Source organism: Bacillus sp. PK6-026, from assembly GCF_054161455.1.
This window is the reverse complement of the sequence record NZ_CP096418.1, coordinates 4066676-4082057: the sequence shown is the minus strand read 5'-3', so window position 1 is coordinate 4082057 and position 15382 is coordinate 4066676. Positions and strand designations below refer to the sequence as shown.

14 protein-coding genes are annotated in these 15382 nt (G+C 46.6%); 6 read left to right on the top strand and 8 right to left on the bottom strand.

The annotated features are described in order from the left end of the window. Positions 1 to 8 precede the first annotated feature (8 nt). Both mmgD and M1D59_RS20805 read right to left on the bottom strand, forming a co-directional pair. Entirely contained in the window at positions 9 to 1124 is a 1116-nt protein-coding gene (mmgD, locus tag M1D59_RS20810) for a citrate synthase (protein ID WP_458117657.1), read from the bottom strand. A 75-nt stretch (positions 1125 to 1199) separates the two neighbouring features. Further along, positions 1200 to 1871 carry a GntR family transcriptional regulator gene (locus M1D59_RS20805; protein ID WP_003186304.1) on the bottom strand — a complete coding sequence of 224 codons (672 nt, stop codon included), beginning with the start codon at positions 1869 to 1871 and terminating at the stop codon, positions 1200 to 1202. A gap of 227 nt (positions 1872 to 2098) precedes the next feature. Here M1D59_RS20805 and M1D59_RS20800 point away from each other — a divergent pair, with 227 nt between their 5' ends. The 6 genes from M1D59_RS20800 (at position 2099) to licH (ending at position 8433) form a co-directional block, all read left to right on the top strand. Beyond that, positions 2099 to 2689 (top strand): DNA-3-methyladenine glycosylase, encoded by a 591-nt coding sequence (locus tag M1D59_RS20800; protein ID WP_195257883.1) that lies wholly within the window; start codon positions 2099 to 2101, stop codon positions 2687 to 2689. Between the two features lie 325 nt (positions 2690 to 3014). Next, positions 3015 to 4961: a BglG family transcription antiterminator gene (locus M1D59_RS20795; protein ID WP_020453405.1), complete on the top strand. Its 1947-nt coding sequence runs from the start codon at positions 3015 to 3017 to the stop codon at positions 4959 to 4961. A gap of 126 nt (positions 4962 to 5087) precedes the next feature. Next, on the top strand, positions 5088 to 5393 hold the full coding sequence (gene licB, locus M1D59_RS20790) for a PTS lichenan transporter subunit IIB (protein WP_003186297.1): 306 nt from the start codon (positions 5088 to 5090) through the stop codon (positions 5391 to 5393). Positions 5394 to 5407: 14 nt separating this feature from the next. Next, positions 5408 to 6760 (top strand): PTS cellobiose transporter subunit IIC, encoded by a 1353-nt coding sequence (gene celB, locus M1D59_RS20785; protein ID WP_020453403.1) that lies wholly within the window; start codon positions 5408 to 5410, stop codon positions 6758 to 6760. Between the two features lie 15 nt (positions 6761 to 6775). Continuing rightward, positions 6776 to 7105, top strand: coding sequence for a PTS lactose/cellobiose transporter subunit IIA (locus tag M1D59_RS20780; RefSeq protein ID WP_020453402.1), 330 nt, complete (start codon positions 6776 to 6778; stop codon positions 7103 to 7105). Next, positions 7105 to 8433 carry a 6-phospho-beta-glucosidase LicH gene (gene licH / locus M1D59_RS20775; protein WP_224146308.1) on the top strand — a complete coding sequence of 443 codons (1329 nt, stop codon included), beginning with the start codon at positions 7105 to 7107 and terminating at the stop codon, positions 8431 to 8433. Before M1D59_RS20780 ends, licH begins: the two co-directional genes overlap by 1 nt. A gap of 103 nt (positions 8434 to 8536) precedes the next feature. On the opposite strand, the gene M1D59_RS20770 is transcribed toward licH, so the two are convergent. The 6 genes from M1D59_RS20770 to dltA all read right to left on the bottom strand — a co-directional run bounded on the left by M1D59_RS20770 (position 8537) and on the right by dltA (position 15378). After that, the gene (locus M1D59_RS20770) at positions 8537 to 9799 is read right to left on the bottom strand and encodes an MFS transporter (RefSeq protein WP_065644419.1); all 1263 of its coding nucleotides are present in this window, start codon (positions 9797 to 9799) and stop codon (positions 8537 to 8539) included. A 232-nt stretch (positions 9800 to 10031) separates the two neighbouring features. Then, the gene (locus tag M1D59_RS20765; RefSeq protein WP_035337973.1) at positions 10032 to 11123 is read right to left on the bottom strand and encodes a branched-chain amino acid aminotransferase; all 1092 of its coding nucleotides are present in this window, start codon (positions 11121 to 11123) and stop codon (positions 10032 to 10034) included. A gap of 171 nt (positions 11124 to 11294) precedes the next feature. Next, positions 11295 to 12464, bottom strand: coding sequence for a D-alanyl-lipoteichoic acid biosynthesis protein DltD (gene dltD, locus M1D59_RS20760; protein WP_458117656.1), 1170 nt, complete (start codon positions 12462 to 12464; stop codon positions 11295 to 11297). Further along, positions 12464 to 12700 (bottom strand): D-alanine--poly(phosphoribitol) ligase subunit 2, encoded by a 237-nt coding sequence (dltC, locus tag M1D59_RS20755; RefSeq protein WP_003186284.1) that lies wholly within the window; start codon positions 12698 to 12700, stop codon positions 12464 to 12466. The genes dltD and dltC overlap by 1 nt, the downstream gene beginning before the upstream one ends. Before the next feature lie 15 nt (positions 12701 to 12715). Further along, the gene (gene dltB / locus M1D59_RS20750) at positions 12716 to 13873 is read right to left on the bottom strand and encodes a D-alanyl-lipoteichoic acid biosynthesis protein DltB (RefSeq protein WP_023856957.1); all 1158 of its coding nucleotides are present in this window, start codon (positions 13871 to 13873) and stop codon (positions 12716 to 12718) included. Then, complete coding sequence (dltA, locus tag M1D59_RS20745; protein WP_023856958.1) at positions 13870 to 15378, bottom strand: D-alanine--poly(phosphoribitol) ligase subunit DltA; 1509 nt, start codon at positions 15376 to 15378, stop codon at positions 13870 to 13872. The genes dltB and dltA overlap by 4 nt, the downstream gene beginning before the upstream one ends. Positions 15379 to 15382 lie beyond the last annotated feature (4 nt).

Genomic DNA, 15382 nt, shown 5'->3' with positions numbered 1-15382 from the left:
AAGGCGAACTATGGATGAAGATGACGCGGTCCGGTATAGTGAACTCTCGGGCGGAACAGCCTGTTGTCTTCGTGCTGTTCAATGACATGCGCGCTTAGACCGACAGAACGTGCCGCGAAAAATATCGGAGTATAGAGATCGATCGGTATGCCGAGCAGGTAATAGACCGGAGCCGCATAGTAGTCGAGGTTCGGATACAGGCCTTTTTCTTCGCGCATCAGCTTTTCGCCGGCATCGCACATTTCATATAAATCCTGTCGGCCGGTTTTATGAGATAGCGAATAGAGCGCCTTTTTCAACAGGGCTGCGCGCGGGTCCATTTTTCTCATATAGACGCGGTGCCCGAAGCCCATGATTTTTTCTTTTCTGCTTAACTTATGCTCAATCAGCTTGCAGAAGCCCGATTTTGTTTCTCCTTCGAGCAGCATGTACATCACTGCTTCATTCGCGCCGCCGTGCAAATGTCCTTTAAGCGATGCAGCGGCGCCTGTGAAAGCACCGTATATGTCTGTGTTTGTCGATGCGATGACTCTTGCGGCAAATGTGGAGTTCGGCATTTCGTGCTCGCTGTACAGCATTAATGTCTGATCAAAGACGGCTGTTTCTTCCGGAGTCGGTTCTTTTTCCGCCAGCATGTATAAAAAGTTCTGGCTGAATGAAAGCTGTTTATCAGGCGTGATGACATTTTTCTGATGAAGGATGCGGTAGCTGTTGGCGGTAATATTCGGAACCTGTGCGATCAAGCGCAGCGCTTTGCTTCTGTTTGCTGATGGAGACCTGTCATTCAATTCAAGATCATATCCAGCCAAAGCGGAAATCCCGGTTCGGAGCGCATCCATCGGATGGGTGTTATTCGGAAGCGCCTTCAGAATGGTATAGATTCCGCCGGGCAATTCATACGAATTTTTTATAGCGCTTTCAATTCCTTGCAATTCCATTGGATCAGGCAGTTTATTTTGAAGGAGGAGATAGACGAGGTCCAGATATGTTTTTTGTTCTGCAAGTTCGATTAAATCATAGCCTTTAATGACGATTTGTTCCGCTTCCGTATCTAAGAAGGAAATGTTCGTTTCCCCAGCAATAACGCCTTCTAATCCCGGTTTAAATACACCTTGTTTGCCCATTTTTCCACCTCTTATTCGTTTTTTAACTTTTGTGTCAAAAACGTGCTGTGAGAATGGCATTGGCTGTTCGGCGGATTAGTATGAACGTTCCAGCGTTTCTTCAATGGAACGCAAGCTTCGTTTAATGTGGGAACGCATGGCGGCTTCTGCCAAAACGCTGTTTTTTTCTTTGACGGCATTAAAAATGTCCAAGTGTTCATTGAAAGATACAGACGGTTTGTAGTCAGGATTTTTGTATCCGCTGATTCTGCGATACCGTTCAATCCTGCTTTCAAGCTGATCAAGAAAACGTTTTGCGGTTGCGTTTGTGCTGATGGCGTGCAAGATGGAATGAAATTCTGATCCGTATTTGACCGTATCTGTTTTGCGGCCCTTTACGGCAGCCAGTTTCATCAGTTCGATGCGGTCTTCAAGCTGATGAAGGCTCTCCGGTGTCACCAGCTGTGCGGCTTCGGCAGTGAGCAGTCCTTCAAGCGCTTCCCGAACTTTAAAAACCTCTTTCGCTTCAGCAAGCGAAATCGGGCATACGCGAAGCCGGCCGTTCGGCTGTTTACTGACCAATCCTTCAAGCTCCAGCCGGTAAAGAGCCTGGCGAAGAGGAGTTCTGCTGATGTTTAAACCCTTTGCAAGACTGTCTTCAGCAAGCTGTTCAGAGGGAGGGTATTCAAGTTCGATGATCTTCGTTCTTAATTCATTGTAAGCGTAATCACTTGCAGACTGTCTTTTGACTGGATTTGAAGAGTGCATGAAAAAAGCTTTCGCCTCCTTTTTTCAGAATATAATTATTATTGTATACAATAATACAGATATGTCAATGTCATCCATGAAAGACTGAAAAATAAAATCAATGGGAGATCCTCATCTTAATCAAGGCACCTTCATTTTCTGGCATCCCGTCTGTCGAAAATGGTAAAATATATCACAATCGACAAAGAGGCATTTCGCCTTTGAGCAAAAAGGAGGCCATCCTAAAAATGAATCCAGCTCACGAACCTCTCCCGCTCGAATTTTATAGCAAACCAACAATTGAACTCGCTCAATCCCTGTTAGGCTGTCTTCTTGTCAAGGAAACAGAAGAAGGGACTGCTTCAGGATATATTGTGGAGACAGAGGCTTATAGAGGGCCCGGGGACAGAGCGGCGCACAGCTACGGCAACCGCCGGACGAAACGTACGGAAATCATGTATCATGAAGCCGGCTTGGTCTATACGTACACCATGCACACCCACACACTCATCAATGTTGTAAGCGGAGGAGCCGATGAACCTGAGGCCGTGCTGATCAGAGCGCTTGAACCCCATGAAGGCCTCGCGCTGATGGAGAAGCGAAGGAGCGGAAAGAAACCGCGCGATTGGACGAACGGACCGGGAAAGCTGACAAAAGCGCTTTCCATCACGATGAACGATTACGGCAGACCGTTGACATCGCCGCCGCTTTATATCGCAAAAGGATATGAACCTCAGAACATTTTGTGCGGCCCGCGAATTGGAATTGACAACTCTGGAGAAGCGAGGGAATACCCTTGGCGTTTCTGGATAAAAGAAAACCGCTATGTCTCAAGATAGTTAAAAGGTTTGGCTCCCGTTCAACAGGGAAAACAATAAAAAAACAGGAGGGAGTCAAGCTATGAAAAAAGTGTTTAAAAGCGCCGTCAAATGGGCGCCTGTCATCTATCCGATCGCATGGAAAATCATCAAAAGCCGAAGAGAGAAAAAGAATCTGAAAGCCGGGTAACCGGCTTTTTTTCTTGGAGAAAGGCCAAATTGACTTGAAAGCGCAGCCATAATAGAATTTACTTAACTATGAGACAAATTTCACAAAAAGAATGAATATACCTGAGTGTATGGGTTTGGTCTCGGTTCAAGTATCTTAGTGGGAGGGTCTTTTTCTATGCTCAATGCTCGGCTTAAGCTTATCCTCGGCGAATTGATAGGAGCAGAATCACCGTTAACCAGCACATATTTGGCCAATGAGCTAAATGTGACCTCTCGGACGATCAGGTCAGATGTGAAAGAATTAGACCGGCTTCTCTCCAAAAACGGCGCTGCCGTTCAATCGATCAGAGGTGCAGGCTATCGGCTCTCCATCAAGAATGACCGCCTCTTTCGCCAGCTTCTGCAGCACACATTTCATGAAGAGCTTTCTACTCCCGTTTTTCCGAATGAGCGTATTCTCTATTTATTAAAAAGGCTTCTCTTAACTGAGGAGTATGTCAAACTTGAAGATTTAGCCGGTGAGATGTTTATCAGCAAATCGACGGTCCAAAACGATATGAGAGATGTGAAGAAAAGGCTTAAACCTTACGACATCGAACTGGAGATCAAACCGAATTACGGCTTTAAGCTGAAGGGAGATGAGATGAAGCTGCGATCCTGCATCGCAGAGCACCTTTTTCCAAAGCGGGAAACGGATATTGATATTATGAACACCCGGATATCTATCCTCCCAAAAGAAGAGCTGGCTATGATCCGTCAGACGATTTTAGAAAAAATAAGCGAAGATCACATTTCTCTTTCAGATATCGGACTAAACAACCTTCTCATTCACGTCGCCATTGCATGCAAACGTATTCGAAGCGGCAAACATGTTTCTCTTTATTCCAAAGATGTAAAGGAGATTATGAATCATAAAGAATATGAAGTGGCGAAGGAGATTGTCCGCACTCTTGAACAAAAGCTGCAAGTGGCATTTCCGGATAAAGAAACGGCCTACATCGCCATCCATCTGCTTGGCGCGAAAAGGACGGTTATGGCCTCCATTCGCAGCGATGCAATCGAAAATATGATGGATGAAGAGACAGACCGGCTGACGAAATTGATCATGAAAGCCATCGATCAAAAATTTACCCTTGGCATTGGGAATGACAAAGAATTAAAAATCGGTCTCGGTCTTCACCTGAAACCGGCTCTGAATCGCTGCAGATACGGCATGAATATCAGAAATCCGATGCTGGACGCAATTAAAGCCAATTATCCCCTCGCATTTGAAGCCGGGATTCAAGCTGGTGAAGTCATCAAAAAAGAGACGGGATTTGACATTCAGGAAAGCGAGGTCGGCTATCTCGCTCTGCATATCGGCGCAGCCATGGAAAGACGAAACATGAACAGGCCCTCAAAACGCTGCATGATTGTCTGCGCGTCAGGAGCCGGAAGCGCCATGCTGCTTCAAGACAGACTGCGGGCTACATTCGGTTCAAAGCTTGAAATCCTTGGAACAGTTGATTACTACAAGCTGAATCAAATGTCTCTCCATGCACTCGATTTTGTCATCAGCACCATACCGCTGTCCGCTGATCTTCCTATTCCGGTGATTCAAGTTAACGCCATATTGGGAGGGGGAGATTTAACGAAAATAGAACAGGTACTTGCTGAAGATGACGGAATCGCTTCGACCTATACGAAAAAACAGCTCGTCTTTTTGCAGGAAAGTCTGTCTTCCCGAGAGGAGGTCCTCCGCTTTCTGTGCGGAAAAGTGATGCAATCAGGGCTTGCAGACGCTGGGCTTGAAGCCTCCGTCTTTGAACGGGAGGCCGTTGCGCCCACTTGCTTCGGTAATCTGGTTGCAATTCCGCATCCGATGGCACCAAAAACCGATTCGACTTTTTGGGCGGTTTGTACGCTGCAAAAACCGATAGTCTGGGAGAATAAGAGGGTTCAATTCGTTTGCCTTCTTTGCGTGGAAAAGGACAATACAGCAAATTTGCAAGAGATGTACAAATTTTTGGGCCGTGTTTTAGATGACAGGGTCATTGTCCGGGAGCTTCTGAAATGCAAAACGTACGGGGAGTTTATGTCCGTCTTCAAAAAAAGCAGGCCGGCTCATCGATATGCAAAATGAAGATGTCCCCTTGTCTTTTTTCCTCTTCACTGAGGAAAATCATTAAGTGTATATGAAAACGGTTTCATTGTATGATGGAACTGTAAAAGAGATCATACAAGATACGTAAAAGGGGGACATATGAACATGAATATCTTACTAGCTTGCGCTGCAGGAATGTCAACGAGTCTGCTTGTGACGAAAATGGAAAAAAGTGCAGAGGAACAAGGCAAAGACTATAAAATCTGGGCCGTTTCCGGAGGAGAGGTTCAGAATCATATCGATAAAGCCGACGTATTGCTTCTTGGCCCGCAAGTCCGTTACATGCTCCCGCAATTAAAAAAATTAGGAGAATCGAAAGGTGTACCCGTCGATGTCATCAATACGGTCCATTACGGAACTTGTAATGGGGCAGAAGTGTTAAAATCCGCCGAACAGCTTGCCGGCTCTTAAAGGAGGCGGCACAAGTGAATAAGTTTAATGCGTTTTTAGAGGAGAAGGTCATGCCGGTTGCCGGCAGAATTGCCGCCCAGCGCCATTTGCAGGCACTCAGAGACGGTATTATTCTGACCATGCCATTAATCATTATCGGATCGCTGTTTCTCATCTTAGCCAATTTGCCGATTCCGGGATATCCGGAATTCATGGCGGGGATTTTCGGCGAGCAATGGGCTGATAAATTAAGCTACCCGGTTAATGTCAGCTTTGACATTATGGCGCTGATCGCAACGTTCGGCATCGCCTACCGGCTGGCCGAAAAATACGACATTGATGCTCTGTCATCAGGTGCCATTGCCGTAGCAGCTTTTCTGCTTGCGACCCCCTACCAGATTCCGTTCACACCGGAAGGCGCAACAGAGGAAATTTTAGTGTCGGGCGGCATCCCGATTTCATTAATGGGAAGCAAAGGTCTGTTTGTCGGCATGCTGATTGCAATGTTCTCGACTGAGGTTTACCGCTGGGTCGTTCAAAAGGATATTGTCGTCAAAATGCCGGACGGCGTACCGCCGGCTGTCAGCAAATCATTTATCGCTCTGATTCCGGGATTCGCCGTTATCGGCTCGATTTGGGGGGCGCGCCTTTTAATTGAGATGACGCCGTTTGGAAGCCTCCATAATGTCGTCAACGTACTTTTAGGCACACCTCTGTCCATCCTTGGAGGCAGTCTCGGCGGAAGCCTTATAGCCGAAACTGTGAAAATGCTGCTGTGGTCCTGCGGCCTTCACGGAGCAAACATTGTCGGCGGAGTGATGTCGCCGATCTGGTACGGTGCGATGGACGAAAACCGTCTCGCTTTCCAAGCCGGTGAAGCGCTCCCAAACATATTTACGACACAGTTTTTTGAGATTTGGGTTAACATCGGCGGAAGCGGCGCCACTTTGGCTTTGGTCATTACGATGTTTGTTAGAGCGCGAAGCAAACAGATGAAACAGCTCGGCAGATTAGCCATCGGTCCCGCTATTTTTAACATCAACGAACCGATTATTTTCGGCATGCCGATCGTCATGAATCCGATGCTGCTGATTCCGTTCATCGTGTCGCCGCTGTTAATGTTAACGGCAACCTATATTGGAATGAGTACAGGTCTTGTCGCAAAGCCGGCTGGGATTGCGGTGCCGTGGACAATGCCGCCCGGCTTTTCCGGATATTTAGCAACAGGAGGGAAAATTTCCGGAGCGGTCATGCAGTTGATTAATCTGTTGATCTCGTTTGTCGTATACTATCCGTTCTTTAGAATGTGGGATCTACAAAAGCTGAGAGAAGAGAGCGAACTGGAGGCCGGAACGGCCGTAAGCGACGGTCAACAGGCCAGTGTATAGAAAAGGGGTGCCAAGATGTCTGAGGAATTGGAACGAACGATATTTCAAATTATCCTTCACGGAGGAAACGGCAGGAGCTTTTGCATGGAAGCGATAGCCGAAGCCAAAAAGGGAGATTTCGCCGCTGCAAAAGAAAAGATCCGGGCGGCTGACGAAGAACTGATCAAGGCGCATCATTTTCAGACAGCTTTGATTCAAAATGAAGCGAAGGGGGCGAAAACCGAACCCTCACTTCTCATGATTCATGCCCAAGATCATTTAATGAATGCGATGACCATGAAAGATTTGGCCGCGGAGATTGTCGAGCTGTATGAAAAAATGAATGTCCACGGAGGTGTCAATTGATGAAAAAAGGATTGAAAATCGTAACAATTGGCGGAGGTTCTAGTTATACGCCCGAGCTTGTCGAGGGATTAATCAAACGGCATGACCAACTTCCGGTCAGCGAGCTCTGGCTCGTCGATATACCGGAAGGGGAAGAAAAACTCAATATCGTCGGCACGCTGGCGAAGCGAATGGTCGAAAAAGCGGGCGTCCCGATCGAAGTCCATCTGACGCTCGACCGCAGGGACGCTTTAAAAGACGCTGATTTTGTCACGACGCAATTCCGTGTCGGTTTGCTCGAAGCGAGGGCAAAAGATGAACGAATTCCATTAAAATACGGGGTGATCGGACAGGAAACAAATGGACCGGGCGGTCTTTTCAAGGGGCTCCGCACCATTCCGGTCATCCTTGAGATTGCAAAAGACATCGAAGAACTGTGCCCTGACGCGTGGCTTGTCAACTTTACCAACCCGGCAGGCATGGTGACTGAAGCACTGCTCCGCTACTCTAATTTGAAAAAAGTCGTCGGGCTCTGCAATGTGCCGATCGGCATGAAGATGGGGGTTGCAAAAGCGCTTGATGTTGATGAAAGCCGCATAAACATTCAATTTGCCGGATTAAATCATATGGTGTTCGGACTCGACGTTTTCCTGGACGGCGTCAGCGTCAAAGACAAAGTGATCGAAGCGATGGCAGATCCCGAAAATGCGATGACGATGAAAAACATTTCCGGAGAATCGTGGGAACCTGACTTTATCCGGGGGCTCGGCCTGATTCCGTGCGGCTACCACCGCTACTACTACAAAACGCAGGAGATGCTTGAACATGAACTGGAGGCTTCAAAAACGGAAGGGACGCGTGCAGAGGTCGTTCAGCAAGTTGAAAAGGAATTGTTTGAGCTGTATAAAGATCCGGAGCTGGCGATCAAACCGCCCCAGCTTGAAAAGCGCGGCGGCGCATATTATAGTGATGCCGCCTGCAACTTGATCAGCTCGATTTATAATGATAAGCACGATATTCAGCCTGTCAACACGATGAATAACGGAGCGATCGCAAGCATTCCGGATGACTCCGCAGTGGAAGTCAACTGTGTCATGACGAAAAACGGGCCGAAACCGATCGCGGTCGGAGATTTGCCTGTCACCGTGAGGGGCCTTGTCCAGCAAATCAAATCATTCGAACGCGTTGCGGCTGAAGCGGCTGTTACAGGTGATTACAACACCGCGCTTGTCGCCATGACAATCAACCCGCTCGTTCCGTCCGACAAGATTGCGAAACAAATACTGGACGAAATGCTTGAAGCGCATAAAGAGCATCTTCCGCAGTTTTTTAGATCTGTAGAAGCATAGGAATAAAATTGAGGTTCCGGTGTGTCAGCCGGAACCTTTTAATAAGATATAGGCGCCGCCGTGTCCGAATGGCCCGGCGAAACAGCGGCCGTCCCATTCATGCCTACATATTTGCGCTTGCTTCTTTTTCTTTGACCAGATCTGACTGCCGGGCTTTGGCAAGCTGAGTGAATATGAGGATGCCGATGCCCGCAATGATTTCGATGAAGCCGCCGATTGCGATCACGCTTCCCGCCCCAAGCGTTTTTGCGGCATATCCACAGGCAATTGCTCCTAAAGGAAGCGATAGATTTGTGATCATATGGATGACTGCGAACACTTGAGGCTGGTCATCCCCTTCGACAGATGTCTGGATAATCGTGAATTCGGGGACATTGATCGAACTGATGGCTGCTCCGAATGCAAAGGCTGCGAGAAATACGAGCGGCAGGAAAGTATTCAGTCCAGCGATAAAATAAGCCGCACCTTCAAGAATGCCTGCCGTGATGAAAAGGAGTCCGTACCTGTTGATTTTTACTTTTGCAAGGATAAAACCAAGTAAAAATGCTCCTCCTGCCGTCGTAGCCTTCAGCAGCGAGTGGATGAACGGCGTTCCGTTTAAATCCTCTGCAACATATACCGCAGAAAGGGCTTCCCAGGGTGAAGCCGCCAGGTTCATGAAGATGCAGTAAATCGCCAGCGGATATAATATTTTGTGGTTTTTCACCAATGTAAATCCTCTTTTTAATCTCGCAAAATATGTACCTCTTTGAGCAAGAGACTTAGATTGTGATTGATTCCGGGTGATGGTGTATTTGATGCAAAGCACGAATAGGCCCGATATGATATAAAAGATAAATGAAAAGACCAAAGTCGTTGCAGGACCGATAAAAGTCAGCAGCACACCGCACAATGTAACGGCTCCCAGCCTGATGATTTCTGAAGAAGACTGGAGAATCGCGTTGGCTTTTTGGATGAGATTTTCGTTCACGATCTGCGGAATCAGCGTAATCGACGCCGGGTTATAAGTCGCACCTGTTGCCGAATGGATGATCATGAGCCCTAAAACAAACCACATCGGTGAAAAGCCGTTTAAGTAGCAAATCGGTATTGTAATGACGACGGCTGCTCTTGTTAAATCCGAAAAATACATCCAGAATTTCAGGGCGCTTCTTTTGACTAAAGGCCCTGTAACTGGCGCCAAAAAGGCTTCGGGGAGGAAAGTGACGGCAAGAAGCAGGGAGGTGCCGATTGCACCTTTTCCGTCAAAAATTAAGAACCATAAAATAGAGTTGAAGGCAAAACAGTCAGCCGAGATTTTGATTAGCCTGGAGATGAAAAGGAACGTGTAATTCTTTTCCCAGACGCTCAATTTTGTTTGATCCATTGTTCAGCGTCCTTTCTTGATTTGCATGTTACATGAGAACGGATAATCTCTCCTTTCCGGTGTGGTTATTGATAATTTTAACATAAAATATATAAAATGGAATCGTTTTGTGCGGGGGATTGACTAGGCGGAATGAAAAAGAGGGGCGAGCGGTGTGAAACAGAGCCTGCCGCCGGTACATTTCGCGATAAGGGTGCAAGCCCTCTTTTTTGCAAAAGAGAGCTTAAACCGCTTAGCAGGATTGGCTGACTTTATCAACTTCAACTGTCCAGCCGAATGTGTCAGGCAAAGCGCCTTTTTGAATACCGGTGATCGTTTGGTAGAGCCTTTTGGCGATTTCGCCTGTTTGTCCGCTGTTGATCACAAGGCTTTCGTTTTTCCAGATCAGCTCGCCGACCGGGGAAATGACAGCGGCGGTTCCGGTGCCGAACGCTTCTTCAAGCAGACCGTCTTTGTGAGCCTGAACCAGTTCATCAACTGAAATTTTCCTTTCGGTTACGGAAAGTCCCCATTGTTTTAATAGATGAATGACGGAATTTCTCGTAATGCCTTCCAAAATACTTCCGTTTAGAGCCGGAGTGACAATTTCACCGCTGATTTTGAAGAAGATGTTCATGCTGCCTACTTCTTCAATGTATTTCTTTTCTACTCCGTCAAGCCAAAGTACTTGCGAGAAGCCTTTGCTTTCCGCCACTTCCTGAGCCTTCAGGCTCGCCGCGTAGTTGCCGGCCGTTTTCGCATTGCCTGTACCGCCTGCCACAGCACGGACAAATTCGCTTTCAACGGCAATTTTCACAGGGCGGATGCCTTCTTTGTAATAAGATCCAACCGGCGATAAAATGATCAGCATTTTATACATATTGGACGGAGCGACGCCGAGGTACGGTTCCGTTGAAATAATGAACGGACGGATATAAAGGGATGTCCCCTCAGCTTGAGGAATCCACTCTTTGTCGATCTGAACCAGCTGCTTCAGCCCTTCCAGAACGGTGTCAGGATCAACCCGCGGAATGCAGAGGCGGTCGTTGGATTTATTGAGCCTCTCGACGTTTTTTTCAGGTCTGAACAGAAGAACGCTGCCTTCGCTTGATAAGTAAGCTTTTAACCCTTCAAAAACGGACTGCCCGTAGTGGTAAACCATTGCAGCCGGGTCCATTTCAATCGGCTGATAAGGAACGATTCTCGGATCGTGCCAGCCGTTTTCAGCCGTATAGTCCATGATAAACATGTGGTCGGTAAAGGTCCGGCCGAATTCGAGCCGGTCAGCCTCTGGCTTTTGCTTTTTTGCTGTACTGAGCTGTACGCTGATCGTTTGTTTTGTCATATTCATTCTCCCTGCCGTTTCTAGTCTTTTTCCAAAAAATATTTATCTTCTATTTTAAACCTTCTCTTGATAATCGCAATAGATTTCAGAGAAATTTGTAAAATAGAATTTTTGGAAACTTTAAAAATTTAAATCGGACAAAAAAAGGACTCCCCATGGGGGAATCCTTTTTTATGATGACTTTTTATAAAAGGATTCGATCTCCTGATCGACGTAAACCCAGCCTTTCCAGCCAAGGTGGAGCGTATCTTTCAAGAAGTATGGATCATATTCATGATTCGTTAAATCAGCAACTTGAAAGCCTTCTTGTTCGATTTCTTTTTTAATCTTTTTATAGAAATCTGTCCGGCCTTTTTTAGGGAAGCCGGTATAGTCGTAAAACTTGCCGTGGACCGGAACCGAGATGAACAGCGGTTCTGCGCCGGATTCTTTCAGAACATCCATCATGAGATGGAAATCGTGGAACTCGACTGACTCGGCATAGTTCATCTTTTTATTGTGGCCTTTAAGCTTTTTCAGCTTCGGCTTCAATTTCTTATAAACGCCGTTTGAAATTTTAAACTCATTGTTGCGGGATTCTTTGGCGCCGACCTTTTCGGCCATCTGCTTTAATTCATCCCACGATTTGTTTTTTACATCCTGGGAAATGGTCCGCTTCGGTCCGTTTCCTTCAACCATGGAATAGTAGATGTCCTTTTTCTCCAGAATGCTCCGGTAAGCTTTTGCCGGCGGCGTCAGAAGGGACAGCGCCACTTTGTCCTGATCGAGCTCGGCTTTAAAAAGGGCTGAAAGCAGAGCGTCGTTTGTAACTGCATGAAATTTAAGCATGCGTTTGATGATTTTTTTCTTCAGCTCGGGATCGACATTTTGATTGAACACAAGATCGTATGCCTGCAAAGCCGAGAAGTTCGGCGCAAAGTGGGATTCGTCCGAGCCGTCTTTTTGAAACCACTGCGGAGAAATAATGAAAACGATTTTCTTGCCCTTTAATTGACCAGACTGCGCCGCAAAGTTGATTGCATGAATCAAGGACTGTGAACCGCCTTTCCCGACCAGGTAAGGCGTGAACCCTTGGTTGTTTACTTTAAAATAGTTAGACGGATGAAAGGCATCTAACCGGGACAATTCCGATGATCCGTAAATCGGCAGATATTTCGGATCTTCAAGCGCTTTGCCTTGAAGATACATACCCTGGAACATCATCGGGTTTATTTCTGTAGCTGAAGTTTCGACACGATCTTTAGGAATCAGTTTTGCCAGCCATGCATTTGGAATCAAGATCGCGGTGAAAAAAAGTAAAAATGCCAAGATGATTGGCCCGAATAAAAAACGCTTTTTCATTATCTCAACTCATTCAGCTGCTTTATGATTTGATTTGGCGTGTTCCATGCATCCCGGTCAAACTCTGTAATCGGCACTGTGATGTTAAAGTGGCTTTCGAATGCAAGCAGCAATTCCACCGTGCCGAAGGAATCGAGGATTCCCTCTTCGAAAATATCAATATCCGGATTTTCCTTTACGATATCGTCCTGACATACCTCTGCTAAAACTGAAAGTACTTCTTGATTAAAATCCATTATGAAAATCTCCTTTTAGTGTATTAGTTTCCCTGAGAAAATTAAAAATCCAAAACATACGAAGTGGAAGGTCACCACGACTGAGACGGCTGTCGTCCACTTATTGTTCGGCCACCACTTGTATTTCTTATTCCATTTTTCAAAGAAGTTAAAGCCGACCATGAGCAGCGCGTGATACAGCCCGTAGACGATGTACTGAGGGGCAAGGCCGTGCCAGACACCCATCAGAAGGAACAGCAGCACATATCCGATATTGGAAACAGCCATCCGGTTTGTGATCCATTTTTTCTTCGTCATCCAAAGGACAAAGCGCATGAACACGTAGTCTCTGAACCAGAATGAAAGCGACATATGCCAGCGGTTCCAGAAATCTTTAATATTGCGGCTGATGAACGGCTTATTAAAGTTTTCAGGGGATTTGATTCCCATGATATAGCTGACGCCGACCGCAAAAGCAGTGTAGCCGGCAAAATCAAAAAACAGATAAAGGCTGTACGCATACATGTATGCCAAGCCATGCGAGATGCTGCCGGAAGTCAAAAACGGCAGTTTCATAATGACATACGTATTAATACAATAGCCGATAATGAATTTATATAAAAAGCCGAGAAAGATTTTATTGATTCCTTTGTAAAGCAGTTCTTCGTATTGCTCCTTCGTCCATACCGTCTGATCGTCTTTTTCAAAACGGCGGTACCTGTCGATCGGACCTGACGAGATGGTCGGGAAAAAGAGAATAAAGTAAAGCAGTCTGCTGATTGGGAGCTGCTTTTTAATGAGACCGTCGCGGGTTTCAATGATGAGCTGAACCCCTTTAAAAGTTAAATACGAGATACCGAGAAATGTTGCCCAGTTGTCAACGGCGAAAAACGGCAGCAGCTTTGACAGTGCCAGAGGCAGGATAGAAGCTGCTGCAGCGAGACAAAATACGATGCCGCTGTTCGCTTTGAGACGGTAAGCGATATAGCCTTTGATCAGAACCATCTGCCAAAGCGTAAACAGGCACAGCATGATCAGCCCGTGCAGGCTGTTTGAAAAAATAAGCGCCAGAACCAGAACGGAAACCGCCATGTTATATAAGCGGAAGCTTTTTCCGTTCAGTCCGAGAATGATGGTCGGCGCCAGTAAAATTCCTAATATGATGAAGAAAAGAAATGAACCATAGGGTGTCATACGGTTACCTCTTCTTTTAATCTCTTGCGGTCAATTTTACCGTTTGCTGTCATCGGAATCTCTTTTTGATACATGAATTTTCTCGGAATCATATATGCAGGCAGCTTGCTGCCCAAATCTTTCTTAATCGCGCTGGTTAACTGGTATTCCTTTTCGAAATCGTGTTCGGCAGGCACGATCATGGCGATCAGATACTCGATTTTCTCCTCGCGGTAGTATGGAATAACGACCGCCGACTGCACGTATCGGGACTGATTGATTTGGTATTCGATCTCTTCAAGCTCAATCCGGTAGCCATGCAGTTTGATTTGGAAATCGAGTCTTCCGAGGAAGAACAGCTGGCCGTTTTCTTTGTACCCTGCGTCACCGGTGCGATAAGCAGGGGCGCCGTTGTAAGAGAAAAACGCTTTTTCCGTCAGCGCTTTTTCGCCTAAATAGCCTTTGCTGACGCTGGCTCCGGTAATAATGATCTCGCCTTTTTCCCCTTCTTGGACGGCTTTTCCGTCTTCATCGATGATCACGATCTCGGTTTCCGGCTTTTCAGAACCGACGGGAAGAGAAGAATACTTGTTTAATACGTCGTCTGTTACTTCGATGGAAGTGACGGCAACAGTCGCTTCGGTCGGGCCGTATGTGTTAAAAACACGAGCCTTCGGAAATCTCTCTTTAAGTTGTCTGGCGACTGACGCGGGAAGCGTTTCTCCGCAGAACATAAACAAGCTCAGTTCAGGAAGCAGCTCTTCAGAATAAGACGGATCCATCAAGCACATTTGTGCGAATGAAGGCGTTGATGTCCAGACGTTGACGTTGGATTGTTTCAGCGCTTCAAACAACAGTTTCGGCCGGTTAATCATATCTTTCGTAACCGTCCATAATGTGCCTCCGGACTGCAGGCACGGATAAAGGTCCATCACCGATAAATCAAAGGAAAACGGGGCTTGATTTAAGAACACTTGGCCGCTTTCCACCGGAAAGTCATTCGTGATCCAATCTGTGAAGCTCTGAAGATTGGCGGCTGAGATTTGCACGCCTTTTGGATTTCCCGTGCTTCCGGATGTGTAGATAATGTAAAAGGTATCTTCACCGTGAACCCAGCGTCCGGGATCTGTCTCCGGCACCCCGTCTCCTTCAAGAACGCCCGGTTCCACAACGGAAATGAGGGCATCTCCCGTGTCAACCGAAGTGCCTGAGTTATTGAGTATAAGCTCGGCTTTTGAGCTGTTGATGATTTTCAGAATCCGGTCTGCCGGAATCGATACGTCAACTGGAATGTACGGATGGCCGGCTTTCACGCAAGCCAGGAAAGAAACCGCCATGACCGGTTTCATATGTCCGTAGACAATGATCGGAGAAGCCTCTGTTAATGCTTCGCTTTGAATCCGCGCGGCAAGGCGCTCAGATTGTGACCAAAGCTCTCCGTATGTCAGCTTTTCTTCTTCATTCACAAAAGCAAGGGTATCGGGTTGTGTTTGCGCGTATTTTTTAATAGTTTCTATCAGTTTCATTGTT